Here is an 18,743-nt window from a genome sequence, read left to right as displayed (position 1 = left end):
AAATAATTCTTTACGATATGGCGATTAGCGGAACTATTATGAAAAACCAACAACATCGATATTATTACTAGCCCTTCTTTTGCTAAGTCACACTTAGTTCTTTTGTTCTATATTTACTTTAATAAACAATATTGCGATAAATGGAAAATACAATGTCTAACTCATTACCGAACGTTCAACCTAGTAAAGGTCCTCACATAAAAACCCTTAACGATATTCATGTCAATTCAGAAGATGTATTAATAACGCCTGATCAATTAAGAGATGAACTCCCCTTGTCAGAAAGTGGACGTAATTTCGTTAAAGCTGCCCGCAAGGTGATCGCTGACATTATTCATAAAAAAGATCATCGCTTACTCGTTATTTCAGGTCCTTGTTCTGTACATGATCTCGAGGCCGCTAAAGAATATGCCCAAAAGTTAAAAGCCTTACATGATAAGCATCAAGACAGCCTTTATATTGTTATGCGTGTTTACTTTGAAAAGCCTCGCACCACCGTTGGATGGAAAGGTTTAATAAACGATCCTCATATGGATGGTACCTTTGATGTTGAAACCGGTTTGCGTAAAGCTCGAGAATTATTGATTTACTTAACTGATTTAGGTTTGCCATTAGCCACCGAAGCGCTTGACCCCATTAGCCCGCAATACTTGGCTGAACTTTTTAGCTGGTCGGCGATTGGCGCCAGAACAACTGAGTCGCAAACACATAGAGAAATGGCGTCAGGTCTTTCTATGCCTATTGGTTTTAAAAATGGCACCAATGGTAGCCTAGATGTAGCTATTAATGCTTTGCAGTCAGCAGCGTCTTCACATCGCTTTATGGGAATAAACCGTCAAGGACAAGTATCATTGATTAAAACTTCTGGAAACCCTGATGGTCATGTTATTTTACGTGGTGGTAAGAAACCTAATTATGATGCTGCTAATGTTGCGTTATGTGAGAAAGAATTGAGTGTACAAGGTTTAGAGCCTGGTATTGTTATCGATTGTTCGCACGGTAATTCAAATAAAGATTACCGTCGCCAGCCATTGGTGGCAGAAAATGTATTTGACCAAATAATTGAAGGTAATAAATCAATTATTGGTATAATGTTAGAAAGTCATATAAATGCAGGTAACCAAAGCACTAATGGCCCGAAAGAGTCATTAAAGTATGGTGTTTCAGTCACTGATGCGTGTATTGATTTTAATGATACGGCACTTTTATTAGCAAATGCGACCGATAAACTTAATGGTGTTTTAAAGAAGCGTTTATCTTAAATCAGTATGAAGGCGAGTACGCGAAACGTAAATGAGTAAATTAATGGATAAGAAAAGTATTGCTCCTCAGTTAACCGCATTGAGAAATGAGATTGATGAGATAGATACTCAATTAGTCGAGCTATTAGCCAAGCGCCGCAGAGTTACCACTAAAGTGGGAGAGCTAAAAAGCCGAGTTGGTATGCCAATTTATGCGCCTGACCGAGAAGCTCAATTACTGACTATGCGACGTCAACAGGCGATGGAGGCAGGCGTGTCTCCAGAATTAATTGAAGATATTTTAAGACGGCTAATGAGTGACTCTTACATCAGTCAAGATGCGAGTGGCTATCAATGTGTCAATACAGAGAGTGGTAAAATAGTTGTTATCGGTGGTAACGGACAGTTAGGTAAAGTGTTTGTTGATTTATTTGAGCGCTCTGGTTATCAGGTAGCCGTTCTTGAACAAGATGACTGGCCAAATAGTGACAATATCCTTGCCCAAGCCGGTGTCGTTATTGTTGCTGTACCTATTCGCTTAACATCAATGATCATTCAAAAGCTTTCTTGTTTACCCAAAACATGCATTTTAGCTGATGTGACTAGCGTAAAAGAAATGCCACTTTATGAAATGATGAAAGTTCATCAAGGACCGGTTGTTGGTTTACACCCAATGTTTGGACCTGATGTGTCAGGGTTAATCAAACAAACAATTATTACTTGCGAAGGGCGTTTACCCGAGCAATATAATTGGTTGCTGAAACAATTTCAGGTTTGGGGAGCAAAGATTTATCCCGTCGATGCGTCGGCGCACGATCAAGCAATGTCTATGGTTCAAGTTATGAGACATTTTTCAACAATTGCTTACGGTTATCACTTAATGACTGAAGGGGCTGACATTTCTCAACTTGTTGAAATGAGTTCGCCTATTTATCGTTTAGAGTTAATTATGGTTGGTCGTTTATTTGCTCAAGATCCTGTGCTTTATACTGATATCATTTTTTCAAATCAAGATAATGTCGCGATGATGAAACGTTTCGCTTATCGGTTTCTAGAGTTGTTAGAAGATGTTGAAATGGGTGATAAAGATGCTTTTGTTACCATGTTTAGCCAAGTCTCCGATTGGTTTGGTGATTATGCTGATATCTTTTTACAAGAAAGCAAAGTCATGTTATTAAAAGCTAACGAATTAAAAAAACATTAAACATTACCGTGCTACTAAAAAATTGCTAAACAGCTAGGTTGCAGTCGCACGGATATAACATAAGCAGAGTCGCAATGATAAAAGTCCTACTCACAGTATTCACTATAGCTTTTTGCCATCTATTGTCATTATCAGTTCACGCGGAGGATAATAATGGCTTTGCCTTAGGTGTGATCAGTGAAGCTAGATTGTTGAGTGACTTTAGTGCTTTTAATAAAAACTTCAATGAGTCTTTAATTACTGAGCAAGAAAAAGAAATTGTTGCGCAGTGGCCTGAATCGTTAAAAATAGACATTTATTTTGCGACTTGGTGTCATGACAGTGAACGTGAAGTGCCTAAACTACTTAAATTACTGCAAGGCAATAAGCAAATTAGTGCCACACTTATTGCACTCGATTACCAAAAAGAAGACCCACAGCAATTAGCCAAAGAAAATAATGTCAAATACACGCCAACTATCGTTGTTTATCGAGATGAAAGTAAAACCGAAGAGCTGGGGCGAATTATTGAAAGGCCCAATACTAGTTTAGTTGCCGATATTAATCAGCTGTTACTTGATTAGCCTTTGAATATTCATAGCCTTTCAGGTCCTGCTATCAGCTTTAACCTGGTCACCTTTACCGAAGCGCTAACGCCTATATTTAACCTTAAGTAAGTCATTGAGCCAATAACCCTAGCGGTGTCACTTTTTTTTAAAGCTAAATAATCATCAAATAATTATTAGTGCTCAATGTTAGGCTTTTTATTAAAAACTTCTGGTGCTTGATTAATGACATTATCAATGTGTTCAAAGAATTCAAAAAATTCAGGTTCTAAGTCATCGATAGTGACACCACTTTTCAGTTCTGTTTCTATCTGATGAACAACACGTCCTAGGCTGGGTACACCCGAGTAACAGCAAGCACCGTTAAGCTTATGAATAAGTACTTTTAATTGCTCAACATCTTGCGAGGTCAATGCTTCAGAAATATTCAGTTTTGTTTCAGGCAGGCTTTGCACTAAACCTTTAAACATCTCTTTGGCAAGTTCTTCTTTATTGCCTGCTCGTTTTAATGCTAAAGGCCAGTCAATTACTTGATGGTTTCGTCGGTGCATAATCGTTGCGTTGTTAGTATCAAAAGCTTGTTGATTTAAATCTGTGTTATCGATATTTTTATTTTTCATTGTTTTAATATTTTGTGGCTGTGTTAAATCACAATATTCATAAATACAGTGACGTAACATAGCTTCGTCAATAGGCTTAGTCATATAAGAGTCAAAGCCCAGTTTCAACAGTTTATCTTTTTCTTCTTTAAGGGCATGGGCGGTTACTGCGATCACGGGAGTATTGTCATTAAAAGTGATTGCTTTAATGCTTTTTAGCGCGGAGATGCCATCCATTATCGGCATTTGAATATCCATGAATATCATTGCAAATTTTTCATGTTTACAAATATCTACCGCTTCTTGGCCATTGACGACAGTAGTAACCTCATTGACTTGTTCGAGTAAAAGTTCATTAATAAGCTTTAAATTGGCTTCATTATCGTCAACCGCCAAAATTTTAACTGGAATTTTATTGTCTTCTGACGTTGATCTCACGATATCTAGCAGGTGATTTCTCGGTAACAGTACCTTATTTAATCGCTCTGGCGTAATGGGTTTACTTAAACAGCTTTTCGCTCCACAAGCGATCAATGCTTCCTGTAAATTTGGCGAGTTACTGTTAATCGCTAAATGAATTTGAGTCACGTTTTTTGAGAGTGTGACGATAAGCTCTTTTAGCTCAACTAATGCTGTCGGCGTTATATCATGACTTATTAGAGCAAAATCAAAATGTACCTTTTCATTCAATAAATCGTTAACTTGTACTAAGTTTTGGACCGGATGAACAGCCAAGTTCCAATCGGTAAGAATTTCGCTGGTCGCAATACGGCTATGCGTATGAGGTTCAAAATAAAGAACACTTTTACCTGCTAACTCATGATTATCAAAAATATTATCAATAGAGATAGGATTTACTTCACAACGAAAAGTAAACCAAAATGTTGAACCTTGACCTTGCTCGGTAGAAAAACCCATATTGCCGTTCATTTCAGTGACTAAGCGTTGAGAAATAACTAAGCCTAATCCTGTGCCACCATAAAGTCGCGTAACACTTTTATCAGCTTGACCAAAAGCCTCAAAAATAGTTTTCTGTTGCTCATGGTTCATACCAATACCAGTATCTTTAATTGTTACTTTTAAAACCGCAATATTATTTTCAATGCGTTCGCTGTCGACATCAATATCAACAGAACCTTTGTCAGTGAATTTCATGGCGTTGCTGGTCAGGTTGATCAATACCTGCTTAATTCGCATAGCATCACCAATGAGAGCATCAGGTAATTGCGGATTAACACGTAAAGATAACTCAATATTTTTCTTATGAGATGTTGGCGCAAGCAATGTTAATGTTTCCTCGACCGCTGCTCGCATCGAGAAAGGAATGTTTTCGATAACCATTTTTCCAGCGTCTAATTTCGAAAAATCTAAAATATCATTAATAATGGCTAACAAGTTAGCTGAGGATCGCTCTATGGTTTGTAAATAATCGCGCTGGGTAATAGTCAGCGGTGTCTTTAATACCTGGCGAGTAAAACCAATAACACCATTAAGTGGTGTGCGCAGTTCGTGACTCATATTGGCTAAAAATTCTGATTTAACTTTATTCGCTTCTTGTGCTTTTCGTTTAGCGATATCAAGTTCAACGTTTTGTATTTCAAATTGCTCTAAACTTTCTCGTAAATCGGTCGTGGCTTGATCTATGCTGCCTTGCATTTCTTCTTGGTAATCACCTAATGATTGTGCCATCGCATTGACACCGTTTTTCAAAAAGTTTAATTCACCAATTAATTGTCCTGTGACTCGACTCTCTAGTTTTCCTTCTCTAATACGATCAACGGCAAGTACCATAGCGTCTATTGGACGCGTAAAGTTTTTAATCAATCGATAAGAGAAAAATGCACTAAAAACACTGCCAAGCAAGACAATAAGAAAAGAAAATAGCATCTGGTCTTGTTGTTTTAAACGTATATTACTGCTGTCAATCTGCATAGCAATATAGCCAATATTATCTTGAGACATTGAGCGAGTTGCCTCATTTATCAAAGTTTCATTAATAATAGGACTATGAAAAATAAAATCATCACCATTTTTAGAGAAAATAGTGCTGTTGGGAATAACTTGCCCTGCTTTTAGACGTAATAAATTGGCGTCACCGTGGTAAGAGCTGGTGACAAAAACTTGGTTATCTTTAGTAAAAACAGCAATACTTTTGATAATTGATGATTGACTGCGATGGGTGAAATTCATCAGATTACGCAGTTGAACACGATCTTTGTTTAACATACCTAAAGAGCTAGCAATTGCTAGGGGTTCAATAATACTTTGAGAGCGCTGCGTTAAAAACGTATTTAATTCGTCATAACGGCTATATGAAAAATAGCTAGCTATCGAGAAAGCGATCAAAGTGGTTGGCACTATGGTAAGTAAAATTACCCAATCTTTCAGACTTATTTTATGCATTATCTGCTGAACTTTAGTGTAAAATCATGACATTGAATAACCTTATCATGGCATATCGTCATATAAATTTATAGCACTTAACAGGTATATTTCGTTATGGCGAATTTTTTTAAAGCAACAGCTAAAAAACAAGAACTAGGTCAAGAAGTTAGTATCAAGGTTACTCGTCTTGATATTAACGGCTGTGGCGTAGGTTTACACAATAAAAAGCCTATATTTATTGATGGTGCTTTACCTGATGAAGTTGTAAAAGTGAAGGTTATTGAACAAAAAAACAAATATAGTCGTGGCAAGTTAATTGACGTATCCGTTGCTAATAAACGGCGTGTTGCCGCTAAGTGCCAGCACTTTCTCAGTTGTGGCGGCTGTGATTTACAGCATTTAGCCATTAGTACTCAGCTTGATTTTAAGCAGCAGAAGGTCAGTGATTTATTTTCGCGAAGCAACCACGAGCAGTCACTTCCTTGGCAAGCGCCTATCGTCAGCCAGCCTTGGCATTATCGCCGCAAGGCGCGTATTGGTGTGCAGTATAATAAAGCAGGCCAAGCCATTATTGGTTTTAGACAACGGGGCAGCAATCAGCTGATTAATATTAAAAGTTGCCCTGTACTTATCGAGCCGGTAAATAATATCTTTTTACCCTTAAGAACATTACTAAAAAAATTATCAGGTAAAAATGCTATCGGTCATATTGAAGTTATTGCCACAGAAAAAGTGACGGTAGTCGTGCGCCAGTTAGAGCCGCTGACCAAGCAAGATAAAAGTCACTGGCAAGCATTCAGTGATGATTTTTCTTGTGATGTTCTCTTTGACTTAGGTAAAGAGGTAGTAACGCTCGATAAAGCGACTTTAACTAGTTTGCACTATAGTTTAGCTGACAATATTGTTATTTCTTTTAGTAGCGACAACTTTATTCAGGTTAACCACCAAGTTAATAAAAGCATGATAAATCTAGCCATTCAATGGTTAAACTTGACCGAGCAAGATATTGTTTTAGATTTATTTTGTGGTTTAGGTAATTTTAGCTTACCAATAGCTAAAAAAGTTGCGCAAGTTGTAGGTATTGAAGGTGTTGAACTTATGGTCAGCAACGCGCATAAAAACGCTTTGCAAAATGGTTTAAGTAATTGTGAGTTTTATCAAGCTGACTTAAATAGTCATTGGAAAGAGGAAGCTTGGGCAAATAAAAAATATACTAAGCTGCTATTAGATCCCGCGCGTGCTGGCGCTTATCAAGCGTTACAACAATTAGTACATTTAAATATTAATAGCGTGCTATATGTCAGTTGTGATCCGGCAACCTTAGCCAAAGATAGTGAATTATTGCTAGCACAGGGTTATCGCATTGAAAAAATATCCTTAATGGATATGTTTTCTCAAACAAAGCATATTGAGACTATGGTATTGTTTGTGAAGTAGACATTCATTTTTTTTCTAAAATTTAGTAGGTTATTTTTATGGTTTCGGTACGTAAATCTCATCAAATATCGGAAATAAATTTTGAGCAATGGTTAAGTTCATTGGAGCTTAGTGAACAAAAAAATCAAGCACTTGAAAAGCTTTGGCAGCAAGTCAGTGATTTTTATGTTGACCAGCAAGAATGCCAGACTAAGTCTTTAGAGATGGTTGAGATCCTCGCCAGTTTGAATTTAGATCGCGATTCTTTATGTGCTGCATTTTTACTGCCGTTATATGAATACCAATGCATATCATTAGAATATATAGAAGAAAACTTTTCTAAGAAAATTCTAAATTTATGTAATGGCGTTAGCCAAATGCAAGCGATAAAGACATTACAGCAAGGCCAGTCTAATCAAGTGTCGGCCAATCAAGTTGATAATATTCGTAAGATGTTAGTTGCCATGGTTGACGATGTTCGTGCTGTTGTTATTAAACTTGCCGAGCGAGTCTGTTACTTAAGGCTGGTAAAAAATGCCGATGAAGAAACGCGAGTTTTAGCTGCCAAAGAAACCGCCAATATTTATGCACCACTCGCGAATAGACTAGGCATTGGTCAATTAAAGTGGGAGCTTGAAGATATTTCCTTTCGCTACCTTCATCCCAAGGTGTACAAAAATATAGCCCAACAATTAGATGAAAAACGCTTAGACCGTGAACAATATATGGCTAATTTTGTGAGTAATCTTAGTGGGCAATTACAAGATTTAAATATTGCCGGTGAAGTGTATGGTCGGCCCAAGCATATTTTTAGCATTTGGAAAAAAATGCAGCAAAAATCGCTTGGTTTTGAACAACTTTTTGATGTTAGAGCCGTGAGGGTTGTTGTTGATAAACTTCAAGATTGTTATGGCGCATTAGGTATAGTTCATACCAGTTGGCAGCATTTACCTAACGAATTTGATGATTATGTCGCCACACCAAAACCTAATGGTTATCAATCGATTCATACGGTTGTATTAGGTCCAGAAGGAAAATCAGTAGAAGTACAAATAAGAACTCAGCAAATGCACGATGATGCAGAAATGGGGGTTGCGGCTCATTGGCGTTATAAAGAAGGCAGCACTGGCATTAAGAACACGGATAAAAAAACTGGTTTTGATGAAAAAGTTAGCTGGCTAAGAAAAATTTTACAATGGCAAGATGACGTCAGCGAAAGTGGCGATTTACTCGATGAATTACGTAGTCAGGTCTTTGAAGACCGTATTTATGTATTTACACCTAACGGCGATGTTATTGATTTACCTGCTGGCTCTACACCTTTAGATTTTGCTTACTATATTCATTCAAATGTAGGTCATTGTTGCATCGGCGCGAAAGTCTCTGGACGCATTGTACCTTTTACTTACCGCTTAAAAACAGGCGATCAAGTCGAAGTGTTAACCAGTAAAACACCTAACCCAAGTCGTGATTGGTTAAACCCTAATCTGCATTATACCCATGCACCTAGAACAAGGTCAAAAATTCAACATTTTTTTAGATTACTCGACCGTGACAAACATATTGCCATAGGTAAAGAACAGTTAGAGACAGAATTATCTAAAATCGATTTAACCGAGACTGATTTAATGTCAGCGAGTAGGCGCTTTAATATAAAATCGATTGATGATTTATATGCAGCTATTGGCTCAGGTAATGCCCGCTTAATGCAAGTGATTAATCATTTGCAATATCATGACGAGAAAAACAAACCACCGGTAGATCTTGACCCACAAAGTTTGGTCAAACCTCAACAGGCACAACAAAAATCTCAAACCGATGCTAATGGTATTACGGTATCGGGTGTCGGTAATTTATTAACGCATATGGCAAAATGTTGTCATCCGGTGCCAGGCGATGATATTGCCGGCTTTATTACTCAGGGACGGGGTATCTCGGTGCATCGCAATGATTGTGACCAATTAGCGAATTCGTTAGTTCAGCAACCTGAACGAGAAGTAGAAGTACAGTGGGGTGAGCAGAATCAACAGAGCTATCTAGCAACAGTGAAAGTTATAGCGAGTGACCGTCAAGGTTTAGTGCGTGATATTTCTACGATTGTTTCCAATGAACGGGTCAGCATTGTTGGCATGGAAACCCGTTCTGATCCAAGCAAGCAAACAGTCGCTATGTTGTTAAATATTGAAATTCCAAATAATGAAATATTAGGACGTTTAATTGGCAAATTACTTCAACTTGATGATGTATTAGAAGTTAAGCGACTCTAGTTGTATTTTATCTACCTTATGGAAAATGTATAAATATGTTAACTGAACAAGCCTCAATGAATAAGCTACGTTGGATCATGACCGAGTTACGCGACCCTAAAACAGGGTGCCCGTGGGATATCAAGCAAGACTTTGCTTCGATAGTACCGCATACCATTGAAGAAGCCTACGAAGTTGCTGATGCGGTCATTGACGCTGTTGAACAGCAAGACTTCTCAGAATTAGAAAAAGAATTAGGTGACTTGTTATTTCAGATTGTTTTCTATAGTCAGCTCGGGCAAGAACAAAAACAATTTGATTTTGACAGTGTCGTCGCGGCCATTTGTGAGAAACTCATTCGTCGACACCCTCATGTCTTTGGCGATAAAAATCTAACATCTGATGCAGAGATTAATGCCAATTGGGAAAATGAAAAAGCGCAAGAAAGACAACAAAAAAACCTCAACGAACACATCAGTATTTTAGCCGATATTCCGCGAAATTTACCCGCACTTTCTCAAGCCGCTAAAATTCAAAAACGCTGCGCACATGCTGGTTTTGACTGGCATAACATTGAAGATGTCTTTGCTAAGGTTGTCGAAGAAGTCGAAGAAGTTCATCTTGAAATTGAGCAAAATAATCCGCAAGCGCTCGCTGAAGAATTAGGTGACTTAATGTTTGCCGTTGTCAATCTTTGTCGCCATGCCAAACAAGACCCTGAGCAGTTATTACGCCAAGCAAATCAGAAATTTACAAAACGGTTTCATGGTGTTGAAAAACAAGTGGCAAGCTCTGGCGTAGAATTTGAACAACATTCGCTAGAAAAACTTGAAGAATATTGGCAACAAGTCAAACTTGATGAGAAACAACGATGAAAGAAAATCTTCCCCAATTAGCCGACTGTCTACTCGCACTAGATAATAATATTGCTACGCTAACCTTTAATCGCCATGACGTACGTAATGCGCTAACAAGTACCGCAATTGCTGATGATATTGTTACCACCGTCGAGTGGGTTAATAAAACGGCTGATGTGGCTGTGCTGATTATTACCGGTGCCGGCTCTGCGTTTTCATCGGGGGGAAATATTAAAGATATGGCTGAACGTGGTGGTGATTTTGCTGGTGATGTACAAGAACTTGAAGCTCGTTATCGTCAAGGAATTCAGCGCATTCCACTAGCATTACATAAATGTGAAGTCCCTATTATTGCTGCTGTTAATGGTGCAGCAATCGGTGCCGGTTTCGATGTTGCTAATATGTGTGATATCCGAATAGCCTCAACAAAAGCTAAGTTTGGCGAAACATTTGCTAATTTAGGTCTTATTCCAGGGGATGGTGGTGCATGGTTTATGCAGCGAGTTATTGGTTATCAAAAAGCCGCGGAGTTAACTTTTACAGGCAGAATAATTAATGCCGATGAAGCGAAAGAAATGGGGGTGGTGTTAAATGTTGTTGATGCTGAGTGTTTAATGGATAACGTTATGGCTTTAGCAAATGATATTGCCAGTAAACCAACGGCGGCAATGCGTTTAACTAAGCGGTTAATGAAAATGGCACAACGTACCGACTTACCAGACTTTCTTGATATTTGTGCGGTATTTCAAGGAATGTGTCATAACAACCCTGAGCATTTAGACGCGGTAAACGTGATGATGGAAAAGCTGGCTAAATAAAGGAGCGTTCCCCTTTAACACCGATGTGAACAGCATATAAGGTTGATACATATTGATATAGTAGAAAACAGGATGTCTGATAACAGACATCCTGGACTTAATACTGTTGCAAATTACGACTCTGCAATATCGGCATTATGATAAACGTTTTGTACATCATCACAATCATCTAACATAGCGATAAATTTCTCGAAATTTGCTGTGTCATCTTCACCGGTAATTTCAGTGTAGGTTTGCGGTACCCAAGTGATTTCTTCAACTTCTAAATCAAACTCTGGCATTGAATTAGCAAATTCAGTTTTTATTTTGAAAAACTCAGTATGTGGTGCATAAACAGTAATGATACCGTCTTCAAGTTCAACATCTGTTACATCAATGTCAGCCATCATTAAGGTTTCTAATACAGTTTCATCATCTTCGCCTTGAAAAGCAAAGACAGCTTGATGATTAAACATATGAGAAACGGTGCCCGATGAACCAATTTTAGAATAGGTCTTGGTAAAACATTGGCGAACATCTTTAATCGTTCTATTACCGTTATCCGTTAAACAATCAATAATAACCATACAGTTACCTGGACCAAAACCTTCATACCTTGCGGCAACAAAATCTTCGCCTCCAGCGCCTGATGCTTTCTTTATTGCATTTTCAATGACGTGAGTAGGTACTTGATCTTTTTTAGCTCTATCGATTAAGCCACGTAGTGTTAGGTTACCATCTGGGTCAACACCGCCTTCTTTGGCACTTACATAAATTGCTTTACCGTATTTTGAATAAACTTTAGTTTTTGCGCCTGCTGTTTTCGCCATTGATAATTTGCGATTTTGGTATGCTCTGCCCATCTGAATGCATCTCGTCGTTCTTAATAAATTGATGGGCTAGATTCTACCCGCTGAAGTCAATTTTGACTAGCCTGTAGTGAATTAATCATCGATATTTTTATTTTGAACGCCATTAAATCATAGCTAAGGGACTTGAACTCTTGGTTAATTAGTGGAGCAAAATATTGCTAAAGATAAACTGACATGATTTTAGTAAAACCTTAAATAACTTCTGTCAGTAATAACAGTGAATATTGTCAGCCATTTAAATGAAATAGACACTAAGGTAATCTTTTTTTATTATCTTCATTGGAAAGTGTTATTTTTTTAGTAGTGTTTCTGCTTTTGCGCCAAGGTAAACATATAGGCCTAAACCAACAAGTAGGCCAACTGAAGTAGCCATCATAGCAACAGCATTAACTAAATATTCAGGGGAGCCAAGTACTGACTTAAACATTAGCAATAAAGCTTCTATTGAAACGGCAATTAAGATAGTGGCAATAAATCGAGTTATTGTTCGTCTTGTTGAACTATGGCGTAATATATCTTTTTGCATTAACACTTCTTCTTCTATCGTTGTTTTGCCTAAGTCGAAAATGGCCAGTGCTAAGGTCAGAAAAATAATAATACCAAAAGGTTTTATTTGTAGATCTTCAGGGGTTGGTGAGAGTAATAAATTAACTATTTCGCTACCGGCAGAATATAAAAGAATACCGACAATAAAGAATAGTCCAACGACAATACATGAATAGACACTGACGAAAAAAGGATGGAATTTTTTTCTTTTTACATCCCCCATTAAAAATTCAATGGCTTGAGCTAAGTTAATATCAATCACCAATACACCAATAACATCACCATTTTTATTAGCATATTTCATTGATGTAGAAATACATAGATTATGGCTAGAGGTTGATAAATAAGGCTCAGTAACAATGATGGTATTATTTTTATCTGCCTTTATATAATAGGGGCGATAAGAGCGGTCTATCCCAAGGCCTTCGGCAATACTTTTATTTATATTATTCTTCTTAGAAATATTTTTACTACTTTGAACGCCATCGCTATCTAAAGTGAACATCAACTCAATAAAAGGGTAATGTTTAGTTAGCCAGAGCATTGAAGTTTGTAGCAGGGTTTCGTCTTTAAAAAAGTTTTCATCAAAGGCTCCTGCGACGATTGACGCCATAAGTTCATGAATAGCATTGTGATATTCATGATATCTATCTATTACACTTATATAATTCATTAAACTCTACTTTGATGATAAATATTATTTAGGGGGCAGTAGTAAGTCGAATAGGGTTAACCTACAGGTGTTTATATTATGAATAAGCTGGGTGGGAAAGTAGCAACGCCATTGATATCCTGAAATATTTAGCGATTTCTGCTTGCGCTGCTACCGTTTATTAAATAAGCCATTCATTTACCTTGGTTGTCGAATTTCGTTAAAATTTTGGCTATTCTCTGTTTCTTCAATATCCCACTGACTCACAGATAAGTGCTTGATGTTAATGAGTAAACTGGTAAAAGATGAAATACTATTTAGCATGCGTTTGATCATGATATATCTCCTGAAATCTAGTGTTAAGTTATTGATTAATCTGCAATCAGTGGTGAGGTTTCTGAAAGTGATGCCAATCGATATGCTTTTTGCTTGATAATTTTTAAGTTACCTAACGTAATTGTGTTTTCATCAATTAATATCGCTTGGTTTAAATCAGCTAGGGCACCGCTAATATCATTGTTTTTGTACCTTGAAATACCACGATTACTGTAACTTAATGACTTAAGGTAAAGTCCAATGGTGTTATTTAAGTTCATGGCTTCAATACTGTCGATTGCTGCGGTACATGCTAACTCTGACTGTTCTGCATTATCAGCTTGCAAATAGGCAACACATAAACTCATATGGCTGTTATACGAACTTTCATCTTGATGGCGTTTGGTGAGTTTCTTAATGCTTTTATTAAAATTGCCTTTAACAATATCTTGAGTACCTCTGGCATCTTTAACTACCGCAACTTTTAATGCGGTGTCACTTTCAAAAGCTGATACAGGGTTACTTACTAGTAAAGTTATCAATAATGGGGTTAATAAAGCTAATGTAGTTTTCATTTTTTTTCTCTCTATTTAAAAGCGCATCCGGTTGATGCAGGTCTACTATAGAAATTTTCATTTCTCGAGACAAACGATTAAAATCGACGTATTGAGTGAATAAATTTCATCTATCATTGGCATCGTTATTCGTTGTTATTGGCGAAGGTTTCTTTAACCCAGTCAGCAAATAAAGTTAGCTCAGTTTTATTTTCCATATTTTCATGTTGGATCAAATAGTATTTGTCATTGGTATTGAGTTCTTCATCGAAGAGTTTTACTAATAACTGTTCAGTAAACCATGTTTTACTGATTGGAAGAGGCACTAATGCTATGCCCATTCCTTGTTGAGCCGCTCGTGCAACGCCAAACATACTGTCAAACTGTATAATTTGTTTTGGATCAAAATCATTAATATTGACGTTGTCGGCCCATTGATGCCATGACCAAGGACGAGAGCGGTGTAAAATCAGTGGGGTATTTCTTAATGCCGAAGTCCCCATGCTTTTAAGTTTTTTATAAAGTTTTTTATTACAAGCTGGGGTATAACGCACAGGGAATAATTCATGAACAATACTCGCATTTGGCTTGCCATTCGCCAATACTATCGATAAATCAGCAATTTGTGAGGGTTCACTGCCTGATTTTATCGTTTCTAATTGTAAGTTTATTTCTGGATTTTTTTCAGACCATGTACTTAACTGGGGAATAAATAACTCACTGGCAAAAAACTCAGGCAAACTAATGACAATAGTTTTATTTTGTTGATTATGAGTGAACTCCGAAATTGTTGATTCAAGCTGATGAATTATCGGTTGAATAGATTGATAAAACTGTTTCCCTGAACTGGTTAGCTCTATTGAACGTGTTCCTCTTTTAAAGAGGTCAAAACCTAATTGTTCCTCTAGCTGTTTTATTTGATGGCTAACCGCTGAAGGTGTTAAAAACAATTGTGCGGCAGCATGTTTGAAGCTTAAACATTTTGAAGCCACGCAGAATGACCGTAAACCACGGATGGGTGTTTGAATAGGCATGTAAGTAAAATAAATTGATGAAGACAAATAGTAATAGCAATAGTTATACCGAAATGTAACTCATTGATATTATTGTTAATACGATTTTTATAAAACGGCCGTTTTTTTCGGTTTGCACCATGTTGGTTCATTTGCACTATAAGAACAATCTGTTTATAGAATTATAAGCAGAAAAAAAGGACATCAATGATGTCCTTAAATGTAGCAGTTTAGCAATACAAACAGGTGTTTTTAAAGAATCTATAAATTATTATTAGAGCGACTCAACAAACAACTGCATCGTAAATTGATTTATTAGGCACAGCAAACGAGATAAATTCATTCGATGGATCAATATTTTTCACCTATAAAATTAAATGGGAATAAATCATGCTATTAAAAAGGTATTTTTTACCCATCAACATAGTGTAATCAAGGGCGTTGTAAAATTATTAGCAAGTGTCAGTATTCAGTATAATTGAGATCAATAATGCTCATTCGTTAGAAATTTATTCGCTAGGGACAGTAAGTAAGATCCATTTTATAAAAGTTAGCTTATTTAATCGCCTAGCTAAAAAAAAGCTAAAAAAAAAGGACATCAAATGATGTCCTTAAAATGAAACAATTTAACAATATAAGCAGTACTATTAAAGAATCGGGGAAGATTCAAAATACAAATGCATCGTAAATTGATTCGTCAGTCACAGCAAACGAGATAAATTCATCTGATAGGTTAACTTTTTTCATCTATCAATTTTTATACAATTAATAAGTGTTTTCGGGCTTATAGCCCTTATGGTATTTATAACTTACGCGCTTTATTTACATTATAGATTGTTGCAGGTTATGTTCAGTTAATGACGCTATGACTACTGATAAATTAAACGTTAATATAAAATTTTTATATATTGATGATCAATATTTTGATTGGTGCGTATTTTACTATGATGTTAAAAAAAATTAAAAAAACGATTAAAAGGTTGAGGTAATAATGAAAAGTTTTGAAGTGAATTTTGATGGTTTAGTGGGCCCAACCCATAATTATGCGGGTCTTTCTGAGGGGAATGTTGCCTCATTATCAAATACTAATAACAGCTCAAACCCTAAAGAAGCAGCCTTGCAAGGTTTGAAAAAAATGAAAGCATTGCATGATATGGGGTTAAAACAAGGCGTATTTGCTCCTCAAGAACGTCCTGACCTCTATACGCTTAAAAGATTGGGCTTTCACGGCAGCGATGCGCAAATATTGTCAGCAGCTTATAAAGCTTCGCCAACACTACTCGCCGCTTGTTGTTCTGCATCAACGATGTGGACAGCCAATGCAGCAACCGTTTCACCATCAGCGGATACGGTTGATAAAAAGGTCCATTTTACCTCAGCTAATTTAGCGAATAAGTTTCATCGTTCACTCGAACCTGAAACGACCAGTAAAATCCTTAAAGCTATGTTCAACGATGATAAGTATTTTCAGCATCATCAGCACCTTAACGATAATGAACACTTTGGTGATGAAGGGGCTGCTAACCATACGCGATTATGTGAAGGTTATGGAGATGCTGGTATAGAGATCTTTACTTATGGTCGTTATGCTTTTAATCGAAATAAACCAGCACCCGTTAAGTTTCCTGCTCGTCAAACGTTGGAGGCGAGTCAGGCGATCGCAAGATTACATGGCCTTTCTGAAGATAAAGCTGTTTTTGTTCAACAAAACCCCGATATTATCGATCAAGGTGTTTTTCATAATGACGTGATTGCCGTCGGTAACCAGAATGTTTTTCTTTACCATGAGCAAGCATATTTAAATACGGCAGAATTCAAAGCCGAAGTCACTCGAAAGTATAACGGCGATAAACTGCACTTTCTTGAAGTTTCAACCGAGCAAGTGTCGATTGAAGCAGCGGTTAATACGTATTTATTTAATACTCAAATTGTCACATTAGCTGATAATTCTATGGCTATTATTGCCCCGATGCATTGTCGGGAAAATAGTCAGGTTAATCATTACCTACAAACATTAATTGCTGGTGATAACCCAATAAATCATGTTGAGTTTTTTGATGTCAATGAAAGTATGAAAAATGGTGGTGGTCCGGCATGTTTACGGCTAAGAGTTGCGCTCACCGAGCAAGAGTTACTTGGGGTTAATCCTGACTGCTTGCTAACACCAGCATTATATAACCGATTAGTGACTTGGGTTAATTGTCATTATCGCGACAAATTAGTCATAGATGATTTACGAGACCCACAATTAATTATTGAGTCACGCACGGCATTAGATGAACTTTCACAAATCTTATCTTTAGGTGCAGTTTATCGTTTTCAACAATAATTATATACTTGCACAATAAGTGACTTTGAGCAGCCGTTTTTAACTAGAAACGTGCTGCTTTTAGTTAACCTAGGTATTTAAGACACAAATAGCTGATGCCAGCGATTAATGGTAAATAGACAAGCCTAATTCTTCTGCAATACCTTCTACTAACTTCATACCAACAACAGAATTACCAAAACTGTTTAACGGTGGGCTCCATGTACAGATCACGCCATAATTTGGCACGATAGCAATTAAACCACCACCCACACCACTTTTAGCTGGTAAGCCGACAGAAAAAGCGAACTCACCAGATTGATCATACATACCACTGGTTGATAATATTGCATTAACGCGATGTGCATCTTTTGGGCTACAAATAACCCGTTTCGTTAATGGGTCGACACCTTTGTTGGCTAAAAATAGTAAACTTTGCGCGAGCTGCTCGCAACTCATGCTAATTGAACACTGAGTAAAATAATGGCTGAGTACATCTGGAATTTCGGCTTCAATATTACCAAAGCTTTTCATTAAGTAGGCTAGGGCGGCATTACGATTACCATGGGTGAATTCAGATTGATAAACTTCAAGGTCAACGCGAATGTCTTCATTGTTTGCTAGCTTCCTAACAAAGCCTAAAAAAGCCAACTTACTTGCTGAGTAATGACTGGTTAATACGTCAGCCACTAATAAAGCACCCGCATTTATTACCGGGTTTCTGGGAATACCTTTTTCCCACTCCAACTGAATAATAGAATTGAAAGGTTGACCTGAAGGCTCCATTCTCACGCGTTGCCACAAAGAATCACCTAGGCGATTCATCGCCATTATTAAACCAAATATTTTTGAAATACTTTGAATAGAAAAAGCGTGCTGATAATCACCGGCGCCAACTGTTTTTCCGTCAATGGTCGCGACTGCGATGCCGGCAAAATCGGCTTTTACACTAGCAAGAGCAGGAATATAATCGGCTACAGCACCCTCGACAAAGCTATCACGGTAAGAAAGCAGTAATGCGTTTAGCTTACCTTGTAAGTCAACTATGTTGTTTTTCATATAATGGCTCGATGTTAAAAGTGCAGAGGCGCTATTATGCACAAAATAAATCTGAGATGTTGCCTTAAAGAGACTTATTTAACGCTTTGACCTTAAATAAGCATTCAACAATTAATGAGCTAATCATGCACTTT

The 18,743-nt window shown here is 37.2% G+C and carries 15 protein-coding genes; 8 read left to right on the top strand and 7 right to left on the bottom strand.

What is annotated here, in order from left to right; genetic code table 11:
• Positions 1-152 precede the first annotated feature (152 nt).
• The 3 genes from H4J75_RS01050 to H4J75_RS01040 all read left to right on the top strand — a co-directional run bounded on the left by H4J75_RS01050 (position 153) and on the right by H4J75_RS01040 (position 3,008).
• Positions 153-1,262, top strand: a complete 1,110-nt coding sequence (locus H4J75_RS01050) for a 3-deoxy-7-phosphoheptulonate synthase (RefSeq protein WP_182213385.1) — start codon at positions 153-155, stop codon at positions 1,260-1,262.
• A gap of 31 nt (positions 1,263-1,293) precedes the next feature.
• Positions 1,294-2,445 (top strand): bifunctional chorismate mutase/prephenate dehydrogenase, encoded by a 1,152-nt coding sequence (tyrA, locus tag H4J75_RS01045; RefSeq protein ID WP_259364806.1) that lies wholly within the window; start codon positions 1,294-1,296, stop codon positions 2,443-2,445.
• A 74-nt stretch (positions 2,446-2,519) separates the two neighbouring features.
• On the top strand, positions 2,520-3,008 hold the full coding sequence (locus tag H4J75_RS01040) for a thioredoxin family protein (protein WP_182213387.1): 489 nt from the start codon (positions 2,520-2,522) through the stop codon (positions 3,006-3,008).
• Positions 3,009-3,166: 158 nt separating this feature from the next.
• Here the strand turns inward: H4J75_RS01040 and barA are convergent, their stop codons facing one another.
• Entirely contained in the window at positions 3,167-5,992 is a 2,826-nt protein-coding gene (gene barA, locus H4J75_RS01035; protein ID WP_182213389.1) for a two-component sensor histidine kinase BarA, read from the bottom strand.
• Positions 5,993-6,088: 96 nt separating this feature from the next.
• On the opposite strand from barA, the gene rlmD reads away from it, so the two are divergent.
• Genes rlmD through H4J75_RS01015 form a run of 4 tightly spaced genes read left to right on the top strand, consistent with a single transcriptional unit; the run spans position 6,089 to position 11,311 of the window.
• The gene (gene rlmD / locus H4J75_RS01030; protein ID WP_182221111.1) at positions 6,089-7,411 is read left to right on the top strand and encodes a 23S rRNA (uracil(1939)-C(5))-methyltransferase RlmD; all 1,323 of its coding nucleotides are present in this window, start codon (positions 6,089-6,091) and stop codon (positions 7,409-7,411) included.
• Between the two features lie 38 nt (positions 7,412-7,449).
• Positions 7,450-9,657, top strand: coding sequence for a GTP diphosphokinase (gene relA, locus H4J75_RS01025; protein ID WP_182221110.1), 2,208 nt, complete (start codon positions 7,450-7,452; stop codon positions 9,655-9,657).
• 35 nt (positions 9,658-9,692) lie between these two features.
• Positions 9,693-10,511 carry a nucleoside triphosphate pyrophosphohydrolase gene (mazG, locus tag H4J75_RS01020; RefSeq protein WP_182213394.1) on the top strand — a complete coding sequence of 273 codons (819 nt, stop codon included), beginning with the start codon at positions 9,693-9,695 and terminating at the stop codon, positions 10,509-10,511.
• Entirely contained in the window at positions 10,508-11,311 is an 804-nt protein-coding gene (locus H4J75_RS01015; RefSeq protein WP_182221109.1) for an enoyl-CoA hydratase-related protein, read from the top strand. Before mazG ends, H4J75_RS01015 begins: the two co-directional genes overlap by 4 nt.
• Positions 11,312-11,424: 113 nt before the next feature.
• Here the strand turns inward: H4J75_RS01015 and H4J75_RS01010 are convergent, their stop codons facing one another.
• From H4J75_RS01010 to H4J75_RS00990, 5 genes are all read right to left on the bottom strand, one after another.
• Positions 11,425-12,153: a YebC/PmpR family DNA-binding transcriptional regulator gene (locus H4J75_RS01010; RefSeq protein WP_070374723.1), complete on the bottom strand. Its 729-nt coding sequence runs from the start codon at positions 12,151-12,153 to the stop codon at positions 11,425-11,427.
• A gap of 298 nt (positions 12,154-12,451) precedes the next feature.
• Positions 12,452-13,381, bottom strand: coding sequence for a PDC sensor domain-containing protein (locus tag H4J75_RS01005; protein ID WP_182213396.1), 930 nt, complete (start codon positions 13,379-13,381; stop codon positions 12,452-12,454).
• 177 nt (positions 13,382-13,558) lie between these two features.
• Positions 13,559-13,696 (bottom strand): hypothetical protein, encoded by a 138-nt coding sequence (locus H4J75_RS01000; RefSeq protein ID WP_157470871.1) that lies wholly within the window; start codon positions 13,694-13,696, stop codon positions 13,559-13,561.
• Between the two features lie 35 nt (positions 13,697-13,731).
• On the bottom strand, positions 13,732-14,250 hold the full coding sequence (locus tag H4J75_RS00995; RefSeq protein WP_070374721.1) for a hypothetical protein: 519 nt from the start codon (positions 14,248-14,250) through the stop codon (positions 13,732-13,734).
• Between the two features lie 125 nt (positions 14,251-14,375).
• Positions 14,376-15,257: a LysR family transcriptional regulator gene (locus tag H4J75_RS00990; RefSeq protein ID WP_231907471.1), complete on the bottom strand. Its 882-nt coding sequence runs from the start codon at positions 15,255-15,257 to the stop codon at positions 14,376-14,378.
• A 976-nt stretch (positions 15,258-16,233) separates the two neighbouring features.
• Between H4J75_RS00990 and astB the strand changes: the two genes are divergently transcribed.
• On the top strand, positions 16,234-17,571 hold the full coding sequence (gene astB, locus H4J75_RS00985) for an N-succinylarginine dihydrolase (RefSeq protein ID WP_182221108.1): 1,338 nt from the start codon (positions 16,234-16,236) through the stop codon (positions 17,569-17,571).
• Positions 17,572-17,676: 105 nt separating this feature from the next.
• Here astB and glsB read toward each other — a convergent pair whose 3' ends face one another.
• The gene (gene glsB, locus H4J75_RS00980; RefSeq protein WP_182221107.1) at positions 17,677-18,609 is read right to left on the bottom strand and encodes a glutaminase B; all 933 of its coding nucleotides are present in this window, start codon (positions 18,607-18,609) and stop codon (positions 17,677-17,679) included.
• Positions 18,610-18,743 lie beyond the last annotated feature (134 nt).

It is taken from the genome of Colwellia sp. BRX10-1, assembly GCF_014077545.1.
In the GTDB taxonomy this organism is placed as follows: domain Bacteria; phylum Pseudomonadota; class Gammaproteobacteria; order Enterobacterales; family Alteromonadaceae; genus Colwellia_A.
Note: the sequence above shows the minus strand (reverse complement) of the source record. Positions and strands in the feature narration are given on the sequence as shown.